At 58.6% G+C, this 20,279-nt stretch carries 15 protein-coding genes and 1 pseudogene; 13 read left to right on the forward strand and 3 right to left on the reverse strand.

What is annotated here, in order from left to right; all coding sequences use genetic code 11:
- Positions 1–125 precede the first annotated feature (125 nt).
- From G5154_RS15625 to G5154_RS15670, 10 genes and pseudogenes are all read left to right on the forward strand, one after another.
- Positions 126–1,265 (forward strand): annotated as a pseudogene (locus G5154_RS15625) (hypothetical protein).
- Positions 1,255–1,878 (forward strand): hypothetical protein, encoded by a 624-nt coding sequence (locus tag G5154_RS15630; protein WP_421251348.1) that lies wholly within the window; start codon positions 1,255–1,257, stop codon positions 1,876–1,878. The pseudogene G5154_RS15625 and the gene G5154_RS15630 overlap by 11 nt, the downstream one beginning before the upstream one ends.
- A 192-nt stretch (positions 1,879–2,070) precedes the next feature.
- A complete protein-coding gene (locus G5154_RS15635) occupies positions 2,071–4,509 on the forward strand; it encodes an EAL domain-containing protein (protein WP_421251359.1) in 2,439 nt (812 codons plus the stop codon).
- Between the two features lie 488 nt (positions 4,510–4,997).
- The gene (gene acs / locus G5154_RS15640; RefSeq protein ID WP_216979389.1) at positions 4,998–6,944 is read left to right on the forward strand and encodes an acetate--CoA ligase; all 1,947 of its coding nucleotides are present in this window, start codon (positions 4,998–5,000) and stop codon (positions 6,942–6,944) included.
- A 284-nt stretch (positions 6,945–7,228) separates the two neighbouring features.
- Positions 7,229–7,678, forward strand: a complete 450-nt coding sequence (gene aroQ, locus G5154_RS15645; RefSeq protein WP_216979390.1) for a type II 3-dehydroquinate dehydratase — start codon at positions 7,229–7,231, stop codon at positions 7,676–7,678.
- A gap of 36 nt (positions 7,679–7,714) precedes the next feature.
- Positions 7,715–8,170: an acetyl-CoA carboxylase biotin carboxyl carrier protein gene (gene accB / locus G5154_RS15650; protein WP_216979391.1), complete on the forward strand. Its 456-nt coding sequence runs from the start codon at positions 7,715–7,717 to the stop codon at positions 8,168–8,170.
- A 15-nt stretch (positions 8,171–8,185) separates the two neighbouring features.
- Positions 8,186–9,526 (forward strand): acetyl-CoA carboxylase biotin carboxylase subunit, encoded by a 1,341-nt coding sequence (accC, locus tag G5154_RS15655; protein WP_216951972.1) that lies wholly within the window; start codon positions 8,186–8,188, stop codon positions 9,524–9,526.
- 207 nt (positions 9,527–9,733) lie between these two features.
- Complete coding sequence (locus tag G5154_RS15660) at positions 9,734–9,997, forward strand: DUF997 family protein (protein ID WP_227341303.1); 264 nt, start codon at positions 9,734–9,736, stop codon at positions 9,995–9,997.
- Positions 9,987–11,444: a sodium/pantothenate symporter gene (gene panF, locus G5154_RS15665; protein ID WP_421251349.1), complete on the forward strand. Its 1,458-nt coding sequence runs from the start codon at positions 9,987–9,989 to the stop codon at positions 11,442–11,444. Before G5154_RS15660 ends, panF begins: the two co-directional genes overlap by 11 nt.
- 89 nt (positions 11,445–11,533) lie before the next feature.
- A complete protein-coding gene (locus G5154_RS15670; protein ID WP_421251350.1) occupies positions 11,534–12,961 on the forward strand; it encodes a PTS transporter subunit EIIC in 1,428 nt (475 codons plus the stop codon).
- Position 12,962: 1 nt separating this feature from the next.
- Here G5154_RS15670 and G5154_RS15675 read toward each other — a convergent pair whose 3' ends face one another.
- Positions 12,963–13,835: a LysR family transcriptional regulator gene (locus tag G5154_RS15675; protein WP_005358412.1), complete on the reverse strand. Its 873-nt coding sequence runs from the start codon at positions 13,833–13,835 to the stop codon at positions 12,963–12,965.
- Between the two features lie 100 nt (positions 13,836–13,935).
- On the opposite strand from G5154_RS15675, the gene G5154_RS15680 reads away from it, so the two are divergent.
- From G5154_RS15680 to G5154_RS15690, 3 genes are all read left to right on the forward strand, one after another.
- Positions 13,936–14,952 (forward strand): zinc-binding alcohol dehydrogenase family protein, encoded by a 1,017-nt coding sequence (locus tag G5154_RS15680; protein ID WP_421251351.1) that lies wholly within the window; start codon positions 13,936–13,938, stop codon positions 14,950–14,952.
- A 537-nt stretch (positions 14,953–15,489) separates the two neighbouring features.
- Entirely contained in the window at positions 15,490–16,368 is an 879-nt protein-coding gene (gene prmA, locus G5154_RS15685; protein ID WP_421251352.1) for a 50S ribosomal protein L11 methyltransferase, read from the forward strand.
- 162 nt (positions 16,369–16,530) lie between these two features.
- A complete protein-coding gene (locus G5154_RS15690; RefSeq protein WP_421251353.1) occupies positions 16,531–17,085 on the forward strand; it encodes a sugar O-acetyltransferase in 555 nt (184 codons plus the stop codon).
- Between the two features lie 383 nt (positions 17,086–17,468).
- Here G5154_RS15690 and G5154_RS15695 read toward each other — a convergent pair whose 3' ends face one another.
- Complete coding sequence (locus tag G5154_RS15695; RefSeq protein ID WP_216977101.1) at positions 17,469–18,017, reverse strand: NAD(P)H nitroreductase; 549 nt, start codon at positions 18,015–18,017, stop codon at positions 17,469–17,471.
- Positions 18,018–18,131: 114 nt separating this feature from the next.
- The gene (locus tag G5154_RS15700; RefSeq protein ID WP_421251354.1) at positions 18,132–20,171 is read right to left on the reverse strand and encodes an FAD-dependent oxidoreductase; all 2,040 of its coding nucleotides are present in this window, start codon (positions 20,169–20,171) and stop codon (positions 18,132–18,134) included.
- Positions 20,172–20,279: the final 108 nt, after the last annotated feature.

Consider the following 20,279-nt stretch of genomic DNA (forward strand, 5'->3'; position numbering starts at 1 on the left):
TTCCCAGTCATTACAAGCACATCGGTACAGCCCCCCGTAACATTTGCTTACATTCAGCTCCCGTTCAGTTTCACAAAAGCCGATATAGTGCCGCTCCTTTCGCCACACTACACAGGAGCAATAGTATGCCTCCACAGGATGCGCGCATCACAGGCCTCGATCTGTTGCGCGGGCTGGTCATCTTCATGGCAGTGTTTGAGCACTACACCGGTTATCTCAACTACTGGTACATCGATTTCTTCAATCGGGAGCATGCCTTGTGGGACAGCTTCTATGTGTCACACAAGGCAATGGCGGGACACCTGCTACCCATGGATCAGCTGACAGCACACGCATCAGCCTGGTTAATCCCCTGGGTAAGCCAGATCTACCTGGCCTTGGCCGCATTCAACCTGAGCCGCCGCGATCAGGCCAACTTCAAGCCGCAGCTGGGCAGCAAGCTGGCCCTGTTTGCCAGCATCATACTGATGCTCTATGTCGAAGGGTTGGTCATCGCCCCCAATTTCGGCGAGGCCATCTCGTTCTACCCGGTCATGCTCTGGATGTGCCTGCTGGCGCTCTTCTCCATGGTGTATGCCTGGTTCGGCATCCGCGGCATGCTCCTGCTGACCCTTCTAAGCCTGCTGCTGGATCAACTCGGCGTACAGGAGTTGCTCGGCCATATCGACAGCTGGATGAAGCTGCACGTTCACCCCGACTATGAGCTGGATGCCCGTCTCGACCTCTTCATGGCCAGTGGCTGCTTCGGCTTTCTCTATGGCTGGTGCTGGCATCAGCGCCCACAATGGCGAGATCGCCTCAACCGTCTGGTGCTGACGCTGTCACTGGTGGCGCTGGCCATCTATCTCATGTTCGGCGAGACAAGCACGGTCGAGCTCAACGACATCTACGCCAATGAACACGAACTGGCGCTGGACATGATCGGCCGAGCCGGGATCTGGGGTATGGAGTTTCTGGTGATCGGTACCGTGCTCTGGCTACACCAACACAATATCCGTCTCTGCTGGCGACCACTCAACTGAATCGGTATGTACTCGCTGACCGTATTCATCTTCCACAAGAGCATCTTCGTCCATCTGTGGGGCCCCTTGCTACTGTGGTGGACTGCCCGTCAGGGCACCATACTGCCCAACAGTTTTGGCCTTATCATGTTGCTCTGCACTGCCAGCGTACTGCTTATTTATGCTTTCCAGCGCTCCGGCATCATCTGTCATCTGATGGGAATGCATCAGGATCGGGACTGGCAGAGACTGTATGGCAAATAAGAGCGGGTTACTGCTGCTCATTCCCCTGATGCTGCCTTTCTCGGCCAGGGCGCTGGTTGTGGGTAGCCAATGGCAACTCGACAGCAGCAACGCGGGAGCGGGGGCCGACTCCACGGTACAGCTCTGGCTCGGCTATGAACGGGAAACACAGATGGGCCTTGTCTTTATTGATGGCCAAAGCGCAGGCGTTGCGTTATCCCTTTATAAACAGAGCTTTATCGCCTTAGGGATCAGTCCGATGGTGGTGGCGGATCACTCCCGCTTTGGTGCGTTATGGCGCATGGGCTGGCAACTGGATGACGAACACCAGCTCAGCATTGGCCAGCTTTATGATGTAACCGGTCGCTATGGCCAGCTGTGGTATATGGAACATTCGCTTCCGCTGCCTGCCAACGTATCCTTCAATCTATGGCTGACAAGAGGCGACCAGGCATACATGTCCGCATATGAGAGCGAAGAGGGATGGCGCGAATGGGGAATGACGCTGGAACGTAGCTGGACATGGAATCAGTGGAAGCTTGGCTTGGAAGCGGGCGCGAAACAGTGGCTGATGAAAGAGAGTGACTGGCAACCCACCATCAGCCTGACCCTGCGCTATCAATTAAGCCTTTAATACATCTTGAGCGGAAATCGCGCCGCTGTGATTGCCTTTCACACCTCACCGCCTCCAAATGGATTTCATCACCAAGACTTACCATATATAACAATGAGATAAGGTTATTCCTCCCCCCCAAAAAAAGGTTCGTGCCATACTTAAAACCGTTAAATGACAAATAAATCAATGCCGGGAGCCATCATGGATGGAATGCTTTTCAAGGCCGATACCGAAACAATTCTGCCCACGCTGTCAGATCAGAGCATACTCGAACAACTACTGAATACAGCCCCCTTGGGTATAGGTGTCTTTGACTGCCATTTCCGTTATTGCAAAGTCAATCAGGTACTGGCTGATATCAATGGCAAGACCATAGAGGAACACAAGGGCAAACATCTGAGAGAGATTGTGCCCAAGCTGGCTCCAGTACTGGAGCCCATGTTCCGGCAAATCCTGCGCCACGGTAGGCCCTACGTGAATATCGCCATCACGGGGCAAACAGCGGCACATGGCAGCAGCGCAAGACGGTGGCAGGCAACCTATAGTCCGATGTGGAACGACAGTGGCAAGCCGAGCGGTATCCTCGCCATAGTGCGCGATATTACCGAACAGTACGAAACAGAGCAGCGGCTGCAACTGGCTATGAGAGCGGCACAAATTGGCGTGTGGGAGTGGTATGTTGCAGAGGATAGATTGCTGTTTAATGGCGAAATTGAACCACTGCTTGGCATACCAGCTCACCAGTTCAAGGGAGGGCTGCAGGCTTTCATTGACTGCTTTGAACCTGAATCAGGCCAGCAGCTCAGGACAGTTCTGCAAAGGAAAGAGCCCATCCATCTCACCCTGAGCTTCATCACTCCCTTAAATGAACGTCACTGGGTTGATATTCATGCCGATCATGTTGCAGCCACGGAATCCATCGGCCACAGAGTGATGGGCGTGATCCACAACGCGACGGCCCGGCGGCGTCAGGAGGAGCGACTCCATCAGGCCAACGTGGTTTTCGATACTACGGCCGAGGGAATTATTATTCTGGACAACAATCACCGTATCATTTCGGTCAACCCGGCTTTCACCATGCTGACGCAATATGATGCCGAGGAGGTAATAGGCCAAGATCCTGGAATCGTTATACATCCGAGACGCTATACCGACCTCGACTCACCATGGCATCAACTGCATCCGGACAATAATGCCTGGCATGGCGAAATGGCCTGTTTACGCAAAGATGGCAGCTACTTCTCTTCATGGCAGCAGATTAGTGCCGTCTACGACAACTTCAACAACACCACTCACTATGTAATTGCCCTCTCCGACATCAGCGCCATTCGCAAGGTGGAAGCCGAGCTGAATCATCTCGCTTATCACGATCCCCTGACCGAACTCGGCAATCGCCATCTGCTGCAGGAGCGACTGACTCTTGAACTGAAAACCGCACAACTCAACAACAAGCGGTTGGGACTACTCTTTATCGATCTGGATGGTTTCAAACTGATCAACGACAGTCTGGGGCACGGGGTGGGCGATGAACTGCTCAAGCGACTGGCAGAACGGATCCGAAATTGCCTGCAACCGAATGAGCTGGCTACCCGCTTGGGTGGGGACGAATTTCTGGTGCTCATCCCCTATCTGGAAGCACCTGACGAGCTGATAACACTCGCCAATACTTTGCTGACTGCGCTGCGTGAACCGGTCGAACTGTCCCATGAGCAGGTTGCTATCTCGGCGAGCATCGGCATCGCTATCTATCCGGACCACGCAACCACCCCTGAGACACTGATCAGTGCCGCCGACAACGCCATGTATGAAGCAAAGAGCCAGGGTCGTAACGGCTTCCAGTTCTACACCCCATATATGGCGGAACAGGCTCGAGAACGAATGCAAATTGAACAGGGATTACTCAAAGCTCTCGAGCTTGAACAGCTTTGTATTCTCTATCAGCCCATGACTCATCTTGCCGGCGGTCATCTGAGTGGGCTGGAGGCACTCTTGCGCTGGAAGCACCCCAATGAGGGACTGATCAATCCAGCCCGTTTTATTCCGGTTGCAGAAGAGTGCGGCCTCATCGAAAAAATTGGCGAATGGGTAATGCGCAATGCCTGTGCACAGGGAAGAAACTGGCTGGCCGCCGGCCTGCCGGTGCCCCGCTTGTCAGTTAATGTATCGGTGCGAGAGATGCGCTCACCCGGCTATGTGGAACAGGTCGCAACTATTCTTGCCGAAACAGGGTTTCCGCCTGAGCGACTGGAGATTGAAGTAACGGAAAGCATCATACAACGGGTTGATCAGAGCCTAGATCTCTTTACCCGGCTGAAAAATCTGGGGGTTCAAATTGCCATCGACGACTTTGGCACCGGATTTTCGTCGCTGAGCCTGCTCAAGACTCTGCCGATTGATCGCATCAAGATCGACCGGGCATTCGTGCAGGCTTTACCGGAGGACAAGAATAGCAGGGAGCTCTGCCGCACCATCATCAGTCTGGCAGACAGTCTGGAGATGGAGGTTACGGCAGAGGGTATTGAAACTCGAGCACAATATACCTTCTTGCAGTCACTTAACTGTGGTGAGGGGCAGGGCTACCTGTTCAGTAAACCGCTGCATGTAGAACAGATGCACGAACGCTTGCATTGCCAAAGCGTTCAGCAGTAGCGATATCAGGGAAACGAACGGCCAACGACTGGACAATCAAACTATTTTCCAAACGTCAGGGTAGGAACACCACCGTTATCCCGGTCATTGGCCATGCGAGTGAGCGGTGAGTCACCCGAGTAACGGGAGCCTGGCTCACTGAGGGAAAACCTGGCTCCCGGCTTTTTGTCCTGCCATGCATGACCAAGCTGCTCAGCAACCCGATCCCGTACAGTCTGTGACGGCTCCTGGTGTGTAATAGCAAACTCTTTGGGAGGCTTGTCTGCAAGAACAGGCGCATCAAACTGCCACAGGGATGCACAGAGCAACAGAGAGAACATAACAACCTCTATCAATCAAAAACACCTTTTTACCCACTCACCGCGTGAGTGTCACCCATTACCCTGTAACCAAATGTTGCTGTCTATCCAAAAGTCTAATTGCCCCCCTCGACCAAAGGTATAAGTTGTTACTTAATTATTAAAAGTATGTATTCAAAGGAGTGACAGATGAGCGAGAGCAAGGTCTACCCGGTCAAACCCCACATCAGCAGCAATGCACTGCTAGACAAGGGCGACTACGCCGCCATGTATCAGGCCTCCGTCGAGGATCCCGAGACCTTCTGGGGAGAGCAGGGAAAAATCCTCGACTGGATGAAACCCTATAGCAAGGTCAAAAACACCTCCTACGATCCGGGCCATGTCTCCATCAAATGGTTTGAAGATGGCCAGCTCAACGTCTCCGCCAACTGCCTCGATCGCCATCTCGCCGAACGGGGCGACAAGGTTGCCATCATCTGGGAAGGGGACAACCCCGCCGAAGATCGCAAACTCACTTACCGCGAGCTGCACGCCGAAGTGTGCAAATTTGCCAACGTATTGAAAGCTCAGGGGGTACACCGCGGCGATGTGGTCTGCCTCTACATGCCCATGGTACCGGAAGCAGCTATCGCCATGCTGGCCTGTACCCGCATCGGCGCGGTACACAGCATAGTATTCGGCGGCTTCTCGCCGGAAGCGCTGGCTGGTCGCATCATCGACTCGGGCTCCCGCATCGTGATCACCGCCGACGAAGGGCTGCGTGGTGGCCGCCCGGTACCACTCAAGAAGAATGTGGATGAAGCGCTCACCAACCCGGATACCCAGGTCAACAAGGTGATCGTGCTCAAGCGCACCGGTGGCAATATCGCCTGGCACAGCCACCGCGACATCTGGTGGCACGAAGCAACCGCAGCCGTCAGCAGCGACTGCCCACCCGAAGCGATGAATGCCGAAGATCCGCTCTTTATCCTCTATACCTCCGGCTCCACCGGCAAACCCAAAGGGGTGCTGCACACCACCGGCGGTTATCTGGTCTATGCCACCCTCACCTTCAAATATGTGTTCGACTACCACGAAGAGGATATCTACTGGTGTACCGCCGACGTGGGCTGGGTCACCGGTCACTCCTATCTGGTCTACGGGCCGCTCGCCAACGGCGCCACCACCATCATGTTCGAAGGGGTGCCCAACTACCCGGCCACCAACCGCATGAGTCAGGTGGTGGACAAGCATCAGGTCACCATCCTCTATACCGCACCGACCGCCATCCGTGCCCTGATGGCCAAGGGCAACGAAGCGGTCACCGGCACCTCCCGCCAGAGCCTGCGCATCATGGGGTCAGTGGGTGAACCCATCAACCCGGAAGCCTGGGAGTGGTACTACCGCACCATTGGCGACGAGCGCTGCCCCATCGTCGATACCTGGTGGCAGACCGAGACTGGCGGCATCCTCATCACCCCGCTGCCCGGCGTCACCGACCTGAAACCGGGTTCGGCTACCAAACCGTTCTTCGGCGTACAGCCTGCGCTGGTCGACAACATGGGCGAACCGCTGGAGGGAGCCACCGAGGGCAACCTGGTGATCACCGACTCCTGGCCGGGTCAGATGCGCACCGTGTTCGGGGATCACGAACGCTTCGAGCAGACCTACTTCTCCACCTTCCCGGGCCGCTACTTCACCGGCGATGGTGCCCGTCGCGACGAGGACGGCTACTACTGGATCACCGGTCGGGTGGATGATGTACTGAACGTCTCCGGCCACCGCATGGGTACCGCCGAAATTGAATCGGCGCTGGTGGCCCATCCCAAGATCGCCGAAGCGGCGGTGGTAGGGGTTCCTCACGAGATCAAGGGTCAGGGCATCTACGCCTATGTCACCCTGATCGCCGGGGAAGAGCCGAGCCGCGAGCTGCACAAAGAGGTGAAGGAGTGGGTGCGCAAGGAGATTGGCGCCATCGCCACGCCAGATGTCATTCACTGGGCGGAGGGGCTGCCGAAGACCCGCTCCGGCAAGATCATGCGCCGGATCTTGCGCAAGATCGCCACCGGCGAAACCGACAGTTTGGGGGATATCTCCACCCTGGCGGATCCGGGTGTGGTGGACAAGCTGATCCGCGAGAAGTCGGAAGCAGCCTGATCTCCTGCCAACTCTTGTTCAAAGCCGGCCTTGTGCCGGCTTTGTTGCTTCTACAGCGGTACAAACAGCCTGAGCCGCTGAAACTGGACGCACAGGGAGGAGCGTTCAATAAATAGTCAGATGTAGAGATTAGACCAGTAAAATGCTGCTAATTTTCACGAAATCAATATAATTGCGAAATCTGTGTGCCAGGGCACACCGATTTGCGCAGAAAATGGCTAGATTTCTGGTAGTCCACAAGATAGCTGACAGATAGCAGCATTATCATCGAGGATGCACTCAATATGTCGCAAAATCACCGTATTCTCCTGCTCAACGGACCAAACCTGAATCTGCTGGGCAAACGGGAACCGGGCATCTACGGCAGCAAGACGCTTGATGAGATCGTCGCCGATCTGAAGCTCAACGCCAGCGAACTCGGTGTCACTCTGGAACATCTGCAATCCAACGCCGAACATGAGTTGGTCAGCCGCATCCATCAGGCCATGGGTCAGGTGGATTTCATCATCATCAATCCAGCCGCCTTCACCCACACCAGCGTCGCCATCCGCGATGCGCTGCTGGGTGTCGCCATACCCTTTATCGAGGTTCACCTGTCAAACGTTCATGCCAGGGAGCCGTTTCGTCATCACTCCTATCTGTCTGATGTCGCCAAAGGGGTCATTTGTGGTCTGGGGGCCGATGGCTATCAATTCGCTTTAACCGCGGCCGTGCGCCATCTGCACGCGGCTTGATAATCACTGATCAGATAAAGAAGAAAGAGAATGCTAATGGATATCCGCAAAATCAAGAAGCTGATTGAACTGGTTGAAGAGTCCGGCATCGCCGAACTGGAGATCTCCGAAGGTGAAGAGTCCGTTCGCATCAGCCGCAACTTCGCAGGCCAGGTCACTGCCGCACCGCAGATGATCATGCAGCAAGCAGCCGCTCCGGTTGCCGCTCCAGCCGCCGCCCCGGTTTCCGCTGCGCCGGCCGCAGATGCCGCACCGAGCGGTCACCTGATGCGCTCTCCCATGGTTGGCTCCTTCTACCGCTCCTCCAGCCCGGAAGCCAAGCCGTTCGTGGAAGTGGGTCAGCAAGTCAATGTCGGCGATACCCTGTGCATCGTCGAAGCCATGAAAATGATGAACCAAATCGAGTCTGACAAGGCCGGTGTGATCAAAGCGATCCTGGTTGAAAATGGTCAGGCCGTCGAATTTGACGAGCCGCTGTTCATCATCGAATAAGGGAAATCGCCACCCATGTTGGACAAAGTAGTCATCGCCAACCGCGGTGAAATTGCCCTGCGGATCCTGCGCGCCTGCAAAGAGCTCGGGATCAAGACAGTGGCCGTTCACTCCACCGCCGACCGGGAGCTCAAACATGTGCTGCTGGCCGACGAATCCATCTGTATCGGCAAACCAGCCAGTACCGACTCCTACCTCAACGTTCCGGCTATCATCGCCGCCGCCGAGGTGACCGGTGCCGTGGCCATCCACCCGGGTTACGGCTTCCTCTCCGAGAACGCCGATTTTGCCGAAGTGGTCGAAAAATCCGGCTTCATCTTCATCGGCCCGCGCGCCGAGACCATCCGCCTGATGGGTGACAAAGTCTCCGCCATCGAAGCGATGAAGAAGGCAGGCGTACCGTGTGTACCGGGCTCTGACGGTCCGGTGGACAACGACACCAAGCGCAATGCCGCTATTGCCAAGCGCATCGGCTATCCGGTGATCATCAAGGCTGCCGGTGGCGGCGGTGGTCGTGGCATGCGCGTGGTACGCAGCGAGGCCGAGCTAGCCTCCGCCATTGCCCTAACCAAATCCGAAGCAGGCCAGTTCTTCAAGAACGACATGGTCTACATGGAGAAGTACCTGGAAAACCCGCGCCACATCGAAATTCAGGTGTTGGCAGACGGCCAGGGCAACGCCCTCTATCTGGGCGAGCGCGACTGCTCCATGCAGCGTCGCCACCAGAAGGTGGTGGAAGAGGCGCCGGCACCCGGCATCACCGCCGAAATGCGCAAGTTCATCGGCGAGCGCTGTGTGCGCGCCTGTATCGAGATCGGCTACCGCGGTGCGGGTACTTTCGAGTTCCTGTACGAGAACGGCGAGTTCTATTTCATCGAAATGAACACCCGTATCCAGGTTGAGCATCCGGTCACCGAGATGGTCACCGGTATCGATCTGATCAAGGAGCAGCTGCGCATCGCCGCCGGTCAGCCCCTGTCGATCACCCAGCAGGATATCCGCATCCGTGGTCATGCCATCGAGTGCCGGATCAACGCGGAAGATCCGGCCACCTTCATGCCCTCTCCGGGTCTGGTGCAGCGCTTCCACGCGCCGGGTGGTCTGGGCGTGCGTTGGGACTCCCACATCTATGCCGGTTACAAGGTACCGCCCCACTATGATTCGATGATCGGCAAGCTGATCTGCTACGGCGAGAATCGTGACATTGCCATCGCCCGCATGCGCCATGCGCTGGACGAGCTGGTAGTGGAAGGGATCAAGACCAACGTACCGCTGCAAAAAGAGATCATGAAAGACGAAAACTTCCAGCACGGTGGCACCAATATCCACTACCTGCACAAGAAGTTAGGTCTGTAAGGATCGCTGATAGAGACCCGATGACATTGCACGGTGGCAGTACCAACGCCCACTATCTGCACAAGAAGTTGGGTCTGTAAGGATCTCTGATAGAGACCGGACTTCCGGTGGAAGTCTGCTCCGCAAGGAGCCTCTGCTGAAAAAGGGCCATGGCGACATGGCCCTTTTTTGTTATCCTTGCGCCCCTCAAAATTGTCGGAGGCCAAGGTGAACCGTTTTGCTCTCGCCCGCCGGGAAGCAGCTTTCTGCCTGCTGCTGACCCTACTCTATTTTCTTGCCTGGTATGGCACGGCTTATCTGATCCCGGAAGAGATCGAATGCTGGGACATTCCCCTTTGGTTCCTGCTCAGTTGCGTGGCGATGCCACTGCTGTTCATCGCACTATGTGCCCTGATGGTGGATCGACTGTTTGTGGAGATCCCCCTCGATACCCCAGCCCCTTCCGGCAAGGAGTCATCCCATGAATCTTGAGCTGATGCTTCCGCTCTTCATCTATCTGGTGCTGGTGCTGGGGGTGGGTTTCTGGGCCAGCCGTCATAGAGCTGAAGGCAACTTCGTCCAGGAGTACTTCATCGGCAACCGCAGCATGGGCGGGCTGGTGCTGGCGATGACCCTGGTGGCCACCTACACCTCGGCCTCCTCTTTCATCGGCGGGCCGGGCGCGGCCTACAAGATCGGTCTGGGCTGGGTGTTGCTGGCGATGATCCAGCTGCCCACCGTCTGGCTCACTCTGGGGGTGCTTGGCAAGAAGTTCGCCATCATCGCCCGCCGGGTCAATGCGGTGACCATCAACGACATGCTGTGGGCCCGCTACCAGAGCAAGGCGGTGGTGATCCTCGGCTCCGTTACTATCATCCTCGCCTTTATCGCGACCATGGTGGTGCAATTCATCGGCGGCGCCCGCCTGCTGGAGACCGCCACCGGCCTCTCCTACCAGCAGGGGCTGATGCTGTTTGCCAGCTGCGTGCTGCTCTACACCATCATCGGCGGTTTTCGCGCCGTGGTGATGACCGATGCCCTTCAAGGGATCATCATGCTGATCGGCACCGGCGCCCTGCTGGCGGGGATTCTGGTCGCCGGTGACGGCTTGCCAAACCTCATCCACCAGCTCAGGGAGATCGACCCCAAGCTGGTGAGCCCGCAAGGGGCCGGCGACATGCTGACCCAGCCCTTTATGCTGAGCTTCTGGATCCTGGTCTGTGTCGGGGTGGTGGGGCTGCCCCACTCGGCGCTGCGCTGCTTTGGTTATCGCGACAGCAAGGCGCTCCATCGTGGCATTCTGATCGGCACCGTGGTCAGCGCCCTGCTGATGTTTGGCATGCATCTGGCGGGCGCTCTGGGTCGCGCCATCCTGCCGGGCATGGACAGCCCGGACAAGATCATGCCCTCCCTGATGATGGAAGTGCTGCCCCCCTGGCTGGCCGGGGTCTTTCTGGCGGCGCCGATGGCGGCCATCATGTCCACCATCGACTCCCAGCTGATCCAGGCTTCCGCCACTCTAGTGAAAGATCTCTACCTCAACTATCTGAGTCCAAAGCAGGAGAAGCTGGAGGTGCGCATCCCCCGCCTCTCCCTGCTCTGCACCCTGATCCTCGGCACTCTGGTGCTGCTGGCGGCGTTGCAGCCCCCCGAGATGCTCATCTGGCTCAACCTGCTCGCCTTTGGCGGCCTGCAGGCGGTGTTCCTCTGGCCGCTGGTGCTCGGTCTCTACTGGTCACGGGCCAACGGCCCGGGCGCACTGGCCAGCATGGTCAGCGGCATCGTCTGCTATGGGGTACTGAGTCAGTGGGGGATCAAGCTGGCTGGCCTGCATGCCATCGTGCCAAGCCTCACGCTGGCGCTGATGGTCTTTATCACGGTGAGCCTTTTAACGGCACCGCCCTCGCGGGAAGTGCGCGAGCTTTTCGGGCAGAAATAATAAAAATATAAATTAGGGGTTCCAAAACTATCCCCAAATAGGTGTTTTCCGGTTAAACTGTGCGCCAAGTCACAGAACGCAGCCGCTGTATGCCCGTTAAAGCCACTCGACAAGTCGTTACTCAAGCCCTGCAGCGGCTCGGTTATGCCCTGCTGCTGCCCGTCTCCATCCTGCCGATGGCGGCGTTGATCTACCGGCTTGGGCAACCCGACGTGCTCGATTTGGCGGTGCTCTCCCTCACCGGTCAGGCGATCTTCAGCCAGATGCCGCTCATCTATGCGGTGGCGATCGCCTTTGGCCTGAGTCGGCAGGAGCTGGGCGGACAGACGCTGGCGGGTGCGGTCAACTTCCTGCTGCTCAGTACCGCTTTCAATACGCTAGCCCCCAACCTGCACGCCGACATGATCTGCGGCCTGCTGGCAGGGCTCACCACTGCCATCATCTACCCTTGGGTTCACCAGCAAACCCTGCCCCGCTGGCTGCTGATCGCTAGGGGGGAGTTTCCCAGCCTGCTGGTGTCTGCCTTGGCCTGCCTGCTGATCGCCATTCCCCTCTCGCTGCTGTGGCCGCCACTGGAGCGCGGGCTGACCCTGCTCACCTCCGAGCTGCTTACCACGCCGTTTGGCGCCTTCTGCTACGGCACCCTCAACCGGCTGCTGATCCCGCTCGGCCTGCATCAGGTATTGGGCAGCGTCATCGGCCTTGGCGAGAGCAACCTGCAGGCGCTGGCCACCGCACAGCCACTTCATGAAGGGTATGTGGCCGGTCTCTACCCCATCATCATGTTCGGCCTGCCGGGCGCCTGTTTTGCCATCTGGCTGCACCGCCAGCGGATGCAGCGGCTGCCGCAGGGCGGGCTGCTGCTCACCCTGGCGCTCACCTCGGCACTGGTGGGTATCACCGAGCCCATCGAGTTTCTGTTCGCCTTTACCGCCCCCTGGCTGTTTCTCGCCCACGCCCTGATGACGGGGCTCTCGCTCGCCGTTTGCAGTGCGCTCGGCATCAAGGTGGGCAGTTACTTCTCCGCCGGTCTGCTGGATCTGGTGCTGAGCTATCAGGCAGGGGAGCACAGCTTCTGGCTCATTCCGGTCGGTATCCTGTTCTTCGTCGCTTATAGCCTGCTCTTCTATCAACTACTGGAGCGTGCCCCCCTCAGCATGCCGAGCAAGCCCATCGCGGTGGAGCATCCGCGCCTTGCCAGCGTTGCCCCCTCCGACCCGCAGATGCTGGCGATCCAGTACCTCAAGGTGCTGGGCGGGATGGACAATCTGGTGGCGATGAGTGTCTGTATCACCCGCCTCAGCCTGCGGGTGCGCGATATTTCACTGGTGGATGAATCTCGCCTGCTGGGCCTGGGCTGCCTCTCCTGGATCCAGCTCAACGACCACCAGCTGGTGCTGGTGCTGGGCCCCAGCGCCAGCCTGATTGAAGGGCAGATCCGCATGCTGGCGGAGCGCCAGTCGGTCCCCCTCGGCCTCAAACCCAATCAGGAGTCGGCCAGCCAGAGCAGCTGGTAACTCAGGCGAACGGCAACCGCTCGGCCACGAAATCCATCAGGGTGCGCAGGGCGGGAGCCAGATGCTCCCGACTCGGATAGATAAGGTAAAACGGGTTGGCCGGAATCGGCTGATCCGGCAACACCTTCTGCAACCGCCCCGCCGCCAAATCCCCTTCACAGACATGGTGGGGCAACAGGGCAATCCCCCCGTCATGAAGCGCCATCTCCCGCAGCGCCAGCAAGCTGTTGCTGACACAGGCCCCCTGCGGCCGCCAGCCACCCTCCTGCAATGGCCACACCGGCATGGCCGAGTGCACCAGACAGGCATAACGGCCCAGCTCGCTCAACTGTTGCGGCATGCCGTGGGCCGCCAGATAGGCGGGAGCCGCCACCAGATGGCGCGCCACCTGACCGATACGCCGACAGATGAGGCTGGAGTCTTTCAGCGGTGCCGCCCGCAGCGCCAAATCATAACCTTCCCCCACCAGATCGAGCTGTTCGTCACTCAGGGTCAGTTCCAGCACCACCTCGGGATAGAGGGCGCGAAACTCGGCGAGGATCCGGCCAAGCAATAGAGTACCGGTCGCCTCGGGGGCAGTGATCCGCACCCGCCCCGCCGGGGCCGAGCGCAGCCGTGCCATCGCCAGATTGGCGCTGCGGGCCAGTGCCAGCAGCCCCTGACAGTGCTCCACATAGAGCTCCCCCTGCGGGGTCAAGCTCAACCTGCGGGTGGTGCGCTGCAACAGCCGCACCCCGAGCTGGGATTCGAGCCGTGAGATCTTCTGGCTCACCGATGACTTGGGCATACCAAGCAGCTCGGCGGCCCGGGTAAAGCTCCCCTGCTCCACCACGGTGGCAAACAGTCCCATCAACTCCAGATCGACATTGTTCATATATTCAAACAGTCTTTACCGATTACCCATCTTAATCTTGATAATCAACCAGACTAGAGTGAGTGGCAATCCCGAACACCGCGATTTGAAAGGAAAAACCATGAAAGCCATTGCCCTGACTCACTATCTGCCAAGCGACCACCCCGACTGCTTTATCGCCGCCAACCTGCCCGATCCGGTTCCAGGCCCGCGGGATCTGCTGGTGCGGGTCACCGCCACCTCCGTCAATCCGGTAGATACCAAGGTGCGCTCCCCCAAGGCCAAAATTGAAAGCTCGCCCCGGGTACTGGGTTGGGATGCGGTGGGGGAAGTGATCGCCACCGGCAGTGAAGTTACTCTGTTCAAGGCGGGCGACCGAGTCTGGTATGCCGGTGATATCAGCCGCCCGGGCAGCAACAGCGCCCTGCAACTGGTGGATGAGCGCATAGCCGCGATCGCCCCCACCACCTTGAGCGATGTGGAGGCCGCCGCCCTGCCGCTCACCGCCATCACCGCCTGGGAGACCCTGTTCGAGCGCTTTGCCCTCACCCGCGAGAGCCGTGGCAAACTGCTGATCATCGGCGGCGCCGGTGGCGTGGGCTCCATCGCCATCCAGCTGGCCCGCCAACTCACAGGCATGGAGGTAATTGCTACCGCCTCCCGCCCCGAGAGCCGCGAGTGGTGCCTCGAAATGGGCGCCCATCAGGTTGTGAACCACCACAAGTTGCAGGAGGAGCTGACCGCCCTTGGCATCACTCAGGTCGATGCTATCTTCTGCACCAACGCCACCGCCGAACACTGGGCCACCATGGCGGGGTTGATCCGCCCGTTTGGCCATATCTGCACCATCGCCGAATCGAGCGAGCCGTGGGATCTCTCCCTGCTCAAGAGCAAGAGCGTCACCTTCAGCCAGGAGTTCATGTTCACCCGCTCCCTGTTCCAGACGCCGGACATGATCGAACAGCACCACCTGCTCGGCCGGGTGGCGGCACTGGTCGATGAAGGAGTACTGCAGACCACCCTGACCAGAACCATCCCCTCGCTGACCCCGATCACGCTGGCTCAGGCCCATGCCGAGGTGGAAGCAGGCCGCATGGTAGGCAAGCTGGTGATCGACATGAGCGGCTTTGCCAACTAAGCCCTCCAACGCACCATGATGGGATAAGTTCACCAAGGAGATGCCCCAAACGGGCACAACCAGCGGCACTCATGACAGCCAGTAGCAGGCCAACGTCCAACAATCAGCCAAAAAAGAGGCCATTTCGCGAGAAATGGCCTGAATACCTGAACATTGGGGTAACAATCACACACATATCCTTATGCAGGACATATTAGTCTTTGCATCTGGCGTGCCAACAGCAGCATGAATGCGCCAAAACGGCGTCAGTACATCCTTGAGCAAGGTGCCGACCTTGCTCTTTTTTTGTCTGGCAGACTGTTTACCAGGCAAAGGAGTGCAGATAAAAAAATGCCACCCGAGGGTGGCAGTGAAAGATGACGGAACTTGAGCAAAGCGTTCAGCGAAAACCGGTCGTCTTCGCCTGCATAGAGCAATACAGGAACCGTGCCAATCCGGCAAAAGCCCCCGTATCCCTCCACGTCATGGGCAAACCACGACAGCACTGCCCCATGATGGTAGAATCTCGCGGTTTCACATTTATGAAGAGTCGACGCCATGCCCTGGATACAAATTCGAATCAACGCCACTGCCAAGACCGCAGACAAGGTGAGCAACATGCTGCTGGGGCGTGGTGCCCAGGCGGTGACCTTTATGGATGCCAAGGATGTGCCCGTCTATGAACCCATGCCGGGCGAAACCCCGCTGTGGGGCGAGACCGAAGTGATGGGGCTGTTTGACGCCGAAACCGATCCGGCCCCCACCATCGCCTTCTTCCAGCAGATCTTCGGTGAAGACGTGGGCTACAAGGTGGAGCAGCTGGAGGACAAGGACTGGGTGCGCGAGTGGATGGATCACTTCCACCCCATGCAGTTCGGCGAGCGGCTCTGGATCTGCCCGAGCTGGCGCGACGTGCCAAACCCCGATGCGGTCAACGTCATGCTGGATCCGGGTCTGGCCTTCGGTACCGGTACCCACCCCACCACCGCGCTTTGCCTGCAGTGGCTGGACGGGCTGGATCTGGCCGGTAAAACCGTGGTCGACTTTGGCTGCGGCTCCGGCATCCTCGGCATCGCCGCCCTGAAACTGGGTGCCGCCCGCGTCATCGGCATCGACATCGACCCGCAGGCGATTCAGGCCAGCCGCGACAACGCTGCACGCAACGGCGTCGCCGACCAGATTGAACTCTATCTGCCGGCCGACCAGCCACAAGACGTCGAAGCGGACGTGGTAGTCGCCAACATTCTGGCCGGCCCGCTGCGCGAACTGGCGCCGCTGATCGCCGGCCACGGCAAAGCGGGCAGCCTGATGGCCCTCTCCGGCGTGCTGGAAAGTCAGGCTCCGGAGCTGGAAACCATCTACGGCCAGTGGTTCGAGATGGACCCGACCGCCGTCAAGGAGGAGTGGTGCCGCCTCTCCGGCCGCAAACACTGCTAAACATAGCTCCCGCTCTCAAGGCGGCAAGTCAACACCTTTATTAAACAAGAGCACCCGCGGGTGCTCTTGTTGTTTCTCCCTTTTCTCACTCTGGGGGAAGGTTCACGCTTCTCTGGCCAATGAGGGATTAACATCGTTCCTCCACATCATTGAGGCCCTGCCATGACCGAATACCAGAAGATGATTAGCAGCCAACCGTACAACTGCATGGCACCCGAGCTGGCCCAGTTGCGCCGGGAGGCGGCACGGCGCTATCGCCGTTTCAATCAGACGGAAGATGAGGCTGAGCAGCGGGCACTACTGGCGGAGCTGATTGGCGAACTGGCAGAGAATGCCTTTATCTGCCCGCCCCTCTACTGCACCTATGGCCGCCACATCCACCTGGGCAAGGACTCCTACATCAATATGGGGGCTACCCTGCTGGACAATGCCCCCATTCGCATCGGCGCCCATGTGATGATTGGGCCAAACGTGCAGATCTATACCGCAGCCCATGCGCTGGAGGCCGACGAACGGATTCAGGGAACAGAGACGGCGCTGCCGGTCACCATTGAAGACAAGGTCTGGATTGGGGGCGGCGCCATCTTGCTGCCCGGTGTAACCATAGGGCGAGAGGCGATCGTCGGCGCGGGTGCCGTAGTCACCAAAGATGTACCGGCCGGAGCTCGGGTAGTCGGCAGCCCGGCCCGGATCCTGCCAGCCAAAAACAGGGCATAAGGCTGCCAACCGGGTTGTATGCCGATATCGCCATCAGCTCACAACAGCCCCGACACCCCATAAAAAATAAAGCCCAATGTCACGAAGACGTTGGGCTGTTTAAAAAGGTGCTACGGAATTGCGACTCTCATCGCAGAAAAATTAGAAGGAGTGCCCTTCTAAACTGGCAGGGAGATATTAGCGAACACGCAAACGTTTTACATAGTGAAATACAACAGGATTGCGAGTTACATCGCACTATTTAAATAATTACCTGCTATGGCGTGCGAAGCCTCTTTGAGCCATTTATTTTCTCCAATTTCTCTGGTTACTATTCACGGTTAAACAAAAAAGCCCCGATTTCTCGAGGCTTTGCTTCTCTCAACCGCAACGTGGCCGAAAAGTCAGAAACGGCGGACAAACTCATCGAGCGGCAGCTCACGCAGTTTGCGTGCTTCCAGCATGGGAGTACCTAGATAGAGGAAACCCACCAGCTGATCCTCTGCCGCCAGTCCCAATCCCTTGTTGATCTGCTCGTCGAAGATAAACCAGCCGGAGCGCCAGATACCGTTGAAGCCCTGCGCCTGCGCCGCCATCTGCATCGCCATCAGGGCACACCCGGCAGAGAGCTCCTGCTCCAGTTTCGGCACCTTGGGGTGCTTCTGATAACGGGTTGCCACGGCGATGACCAAGGGCGCCCGCAGCGGCGCTTCGCTGCACTTCTTGATGCTCTCTTCATCTTCGCCACGGACACGGGCCGCCTCGGCCAGCAGCTTGCCCAGCCGCTCGCGCCCCTCCCCTTCAAACAGAATGAACTGCCAGGGGGTCAGGGTGCCGTGATCCGGCGCGCGCAGACCCGCCTTGAGGATATTGTCGAGTACCTCACCGCTCGGGGCGGGATCGGCGAGACGGCCACAGGAGTGGCGGTTGAGCAACAGGGTGAGGGCATCCATGGGCAATTCCTTCTCTGGGGCAATGATGGCGCTACCTTAGCACAGCACCGAATGAAGAAAACCCCTGAGGCTCAGGGGTTTATCGCACTAAAAAGGACAAGAGGGCACAGTTGGCTAGATGACCGCAGCCAGCTCGGCCCCTTGCCGGATGGCGCGCTTGGCGTCCAGCTCGGCAGCCACGTCAGCTCCGCCGATGATATGCACCGGCTTGCCTGCTGCCTGCAAACCCGCCTGAAGCTCCTTGAGGGGCTCCTGCCCGGCGCAGACGATCACCTGATCCACCGGCAGACACTGCTTGGTCTCGCCCACCTGAATGTGCAAGCCCTCGTCATCGATCCCCAGATATTGCACCCCGGAGAGCATCTGCACCTTGCGGTTCTTAAGTACGGTACGGTGGATCCAGCCAGTGGTCTTGCCAAGTCCATCACCCACCTTGCTCTCCTTGCGCTGGAGCAGCCAGATCTGGCGCTCGGGGGCGTCGATTTCAGGAGCCGTGAGGCCACCGCGCTCGCCAAGCTGTTTGTCGATGCCCCACTCCTTGAGCCAGTGATCACGGTGCCCATCGGCATCCATCTCCACCTTCTTCTCGACCCTTTTCTCCACAAGGAATTCGGCCACATCGAAGCCGATGCCGCCAGCGCCGATCACCGCCACCTTCTGGCCGACCGGTTTGTGATCCCGCAATACATCGAGATAACTCATCACCTTGGGATGCTCGATCCCCGGGATATTGGGGGTACGCGGACGGATACCGGTGGCGAGGATCACCTCGTCAAAACCGCCGCTGAGCAGGCTCTCGGCACTCTGGCGCTGGCCCAGATAGAGCTCGACGCCGCACTTCTCCAGCCGTTTGGCGAAATAGCGCAGAGTCTCGTGAAACTCCTCCTTGCCCGGGATCTGCTTGGCGAAGTTGAACTGGCCGCCGATTTCGCTGGCCTGATCGAACAGGCTCACCTGATGACCGCGCTCGGCAGCGTAGCAGGCAAACGCCAGCCCGGCCGGGCCAGCTCCCACCACCGCCAGCTTTTTGGGCTGGGGCACGCGGCCAAAGGTCAGCTCGGTCTCGAAACAGGCACGGGGATTGACCAGACAGGAGGCGCGCTTCTGCTTGAAGACATGGTCGAGGCAAGCCTGGTTGCAGGCGATGCAGGTGTTGATCTCGTCCGCCCGGTTCTCGGCCGCCTTGATGACAAATTCGGGATCAGCTAGGAAGGGGCGCGCCATGGAGACCATATCCGCCTCGCCACCCGCCAGAATCCGCTCGGCCACCTCTGGGGTGTTAATCCGGTTGGTAGTGATAAGCGGCACCTTGAGATGCTTTTTCAGCTCGGCTGTCACCCAGCTGAAGGCGCCGCGCGGCACGCTGGTGGCGATGGTGGGAATACGCGCTTCGTGCCAACCGATACCGGTGTTGATGAGGGTCACCCCCACCGCTTCCAGCGCTTTGCCAAGGGCAATCACCTCTTCCAGGGTCGAGCCCTGCTCCACCAGATCCAGCATGGAGAGGCGGAAGATAATGATGAAGTCGGTGCCGACCCGCTCGCGAATGGCGCGGACAATCTCCACCGGAAAGCGCATCCGGTTTTCGCTGCTGCCGCCCCAGCCATCGGTGCGTTTGTTGGTACGCTCGCAGATGAACTGGTTGATGAGATAGCCTTCCGAGCCCATCACCTCGACGCCGTCATAACCGGCCGCCTTGGCCAACGCGGCTGTAGCCGCGAAGTCGCGAATGGTACCGCGGATCTGTCGCTCGCTCATGGCGCGTGGCTTGAACGGGGAGATGGGGGCTTTGAGGGCGCTCGGTGCCAGACTGAACGGATGATAGGCGTAACGACCGGCATGGAGGATCTGCAGCGCTATCTTGCCCCCCTCCTGATGCACGGCGCTGGTCACCTTCTTGTGCTTGCTCACCTGCCAGGGGAAGCTCAGCTGGGAACCGTGAGGCACCAACCGACCGCGCAGATTGGGGGCAATGCCGCCGGTGACGATAAGGCCTACTCCACCACGGGCGCGCTCGGCATAAAAGGCAGCCAGCTTGTCAAAACCGCCCTTCTCCTCTTCGAGGCCGGTATGCATGGAGCCCATCAACACACGGTTGCGCAGCTGGGTAAAACCGAGGTCAAGGGGCGTCAGCAGATGGGGATAGCGACTCATGATGCCTTCCTCTTTAAGGCCAGGGTGCATGGAACAACGCTCAACACCCGGTTGCGCAGCTGGGTAAAGCCAAGGTCGAGCGGGGTCAGCAGGGTCGGATAGCGGCTC

Origin of the sequence: Aeromonas sp. 600527 (assembly GCF_049175415.1) — a bacterium.
In the GTDB taxonomy this organism is placed as follows: domain Bacteria; phylum Pseudomonadota; class Gammaproteobacteria; order Enterobacterales; family Aeromonadaceae; genus Aeromonas; species Aeromonas veronii_A.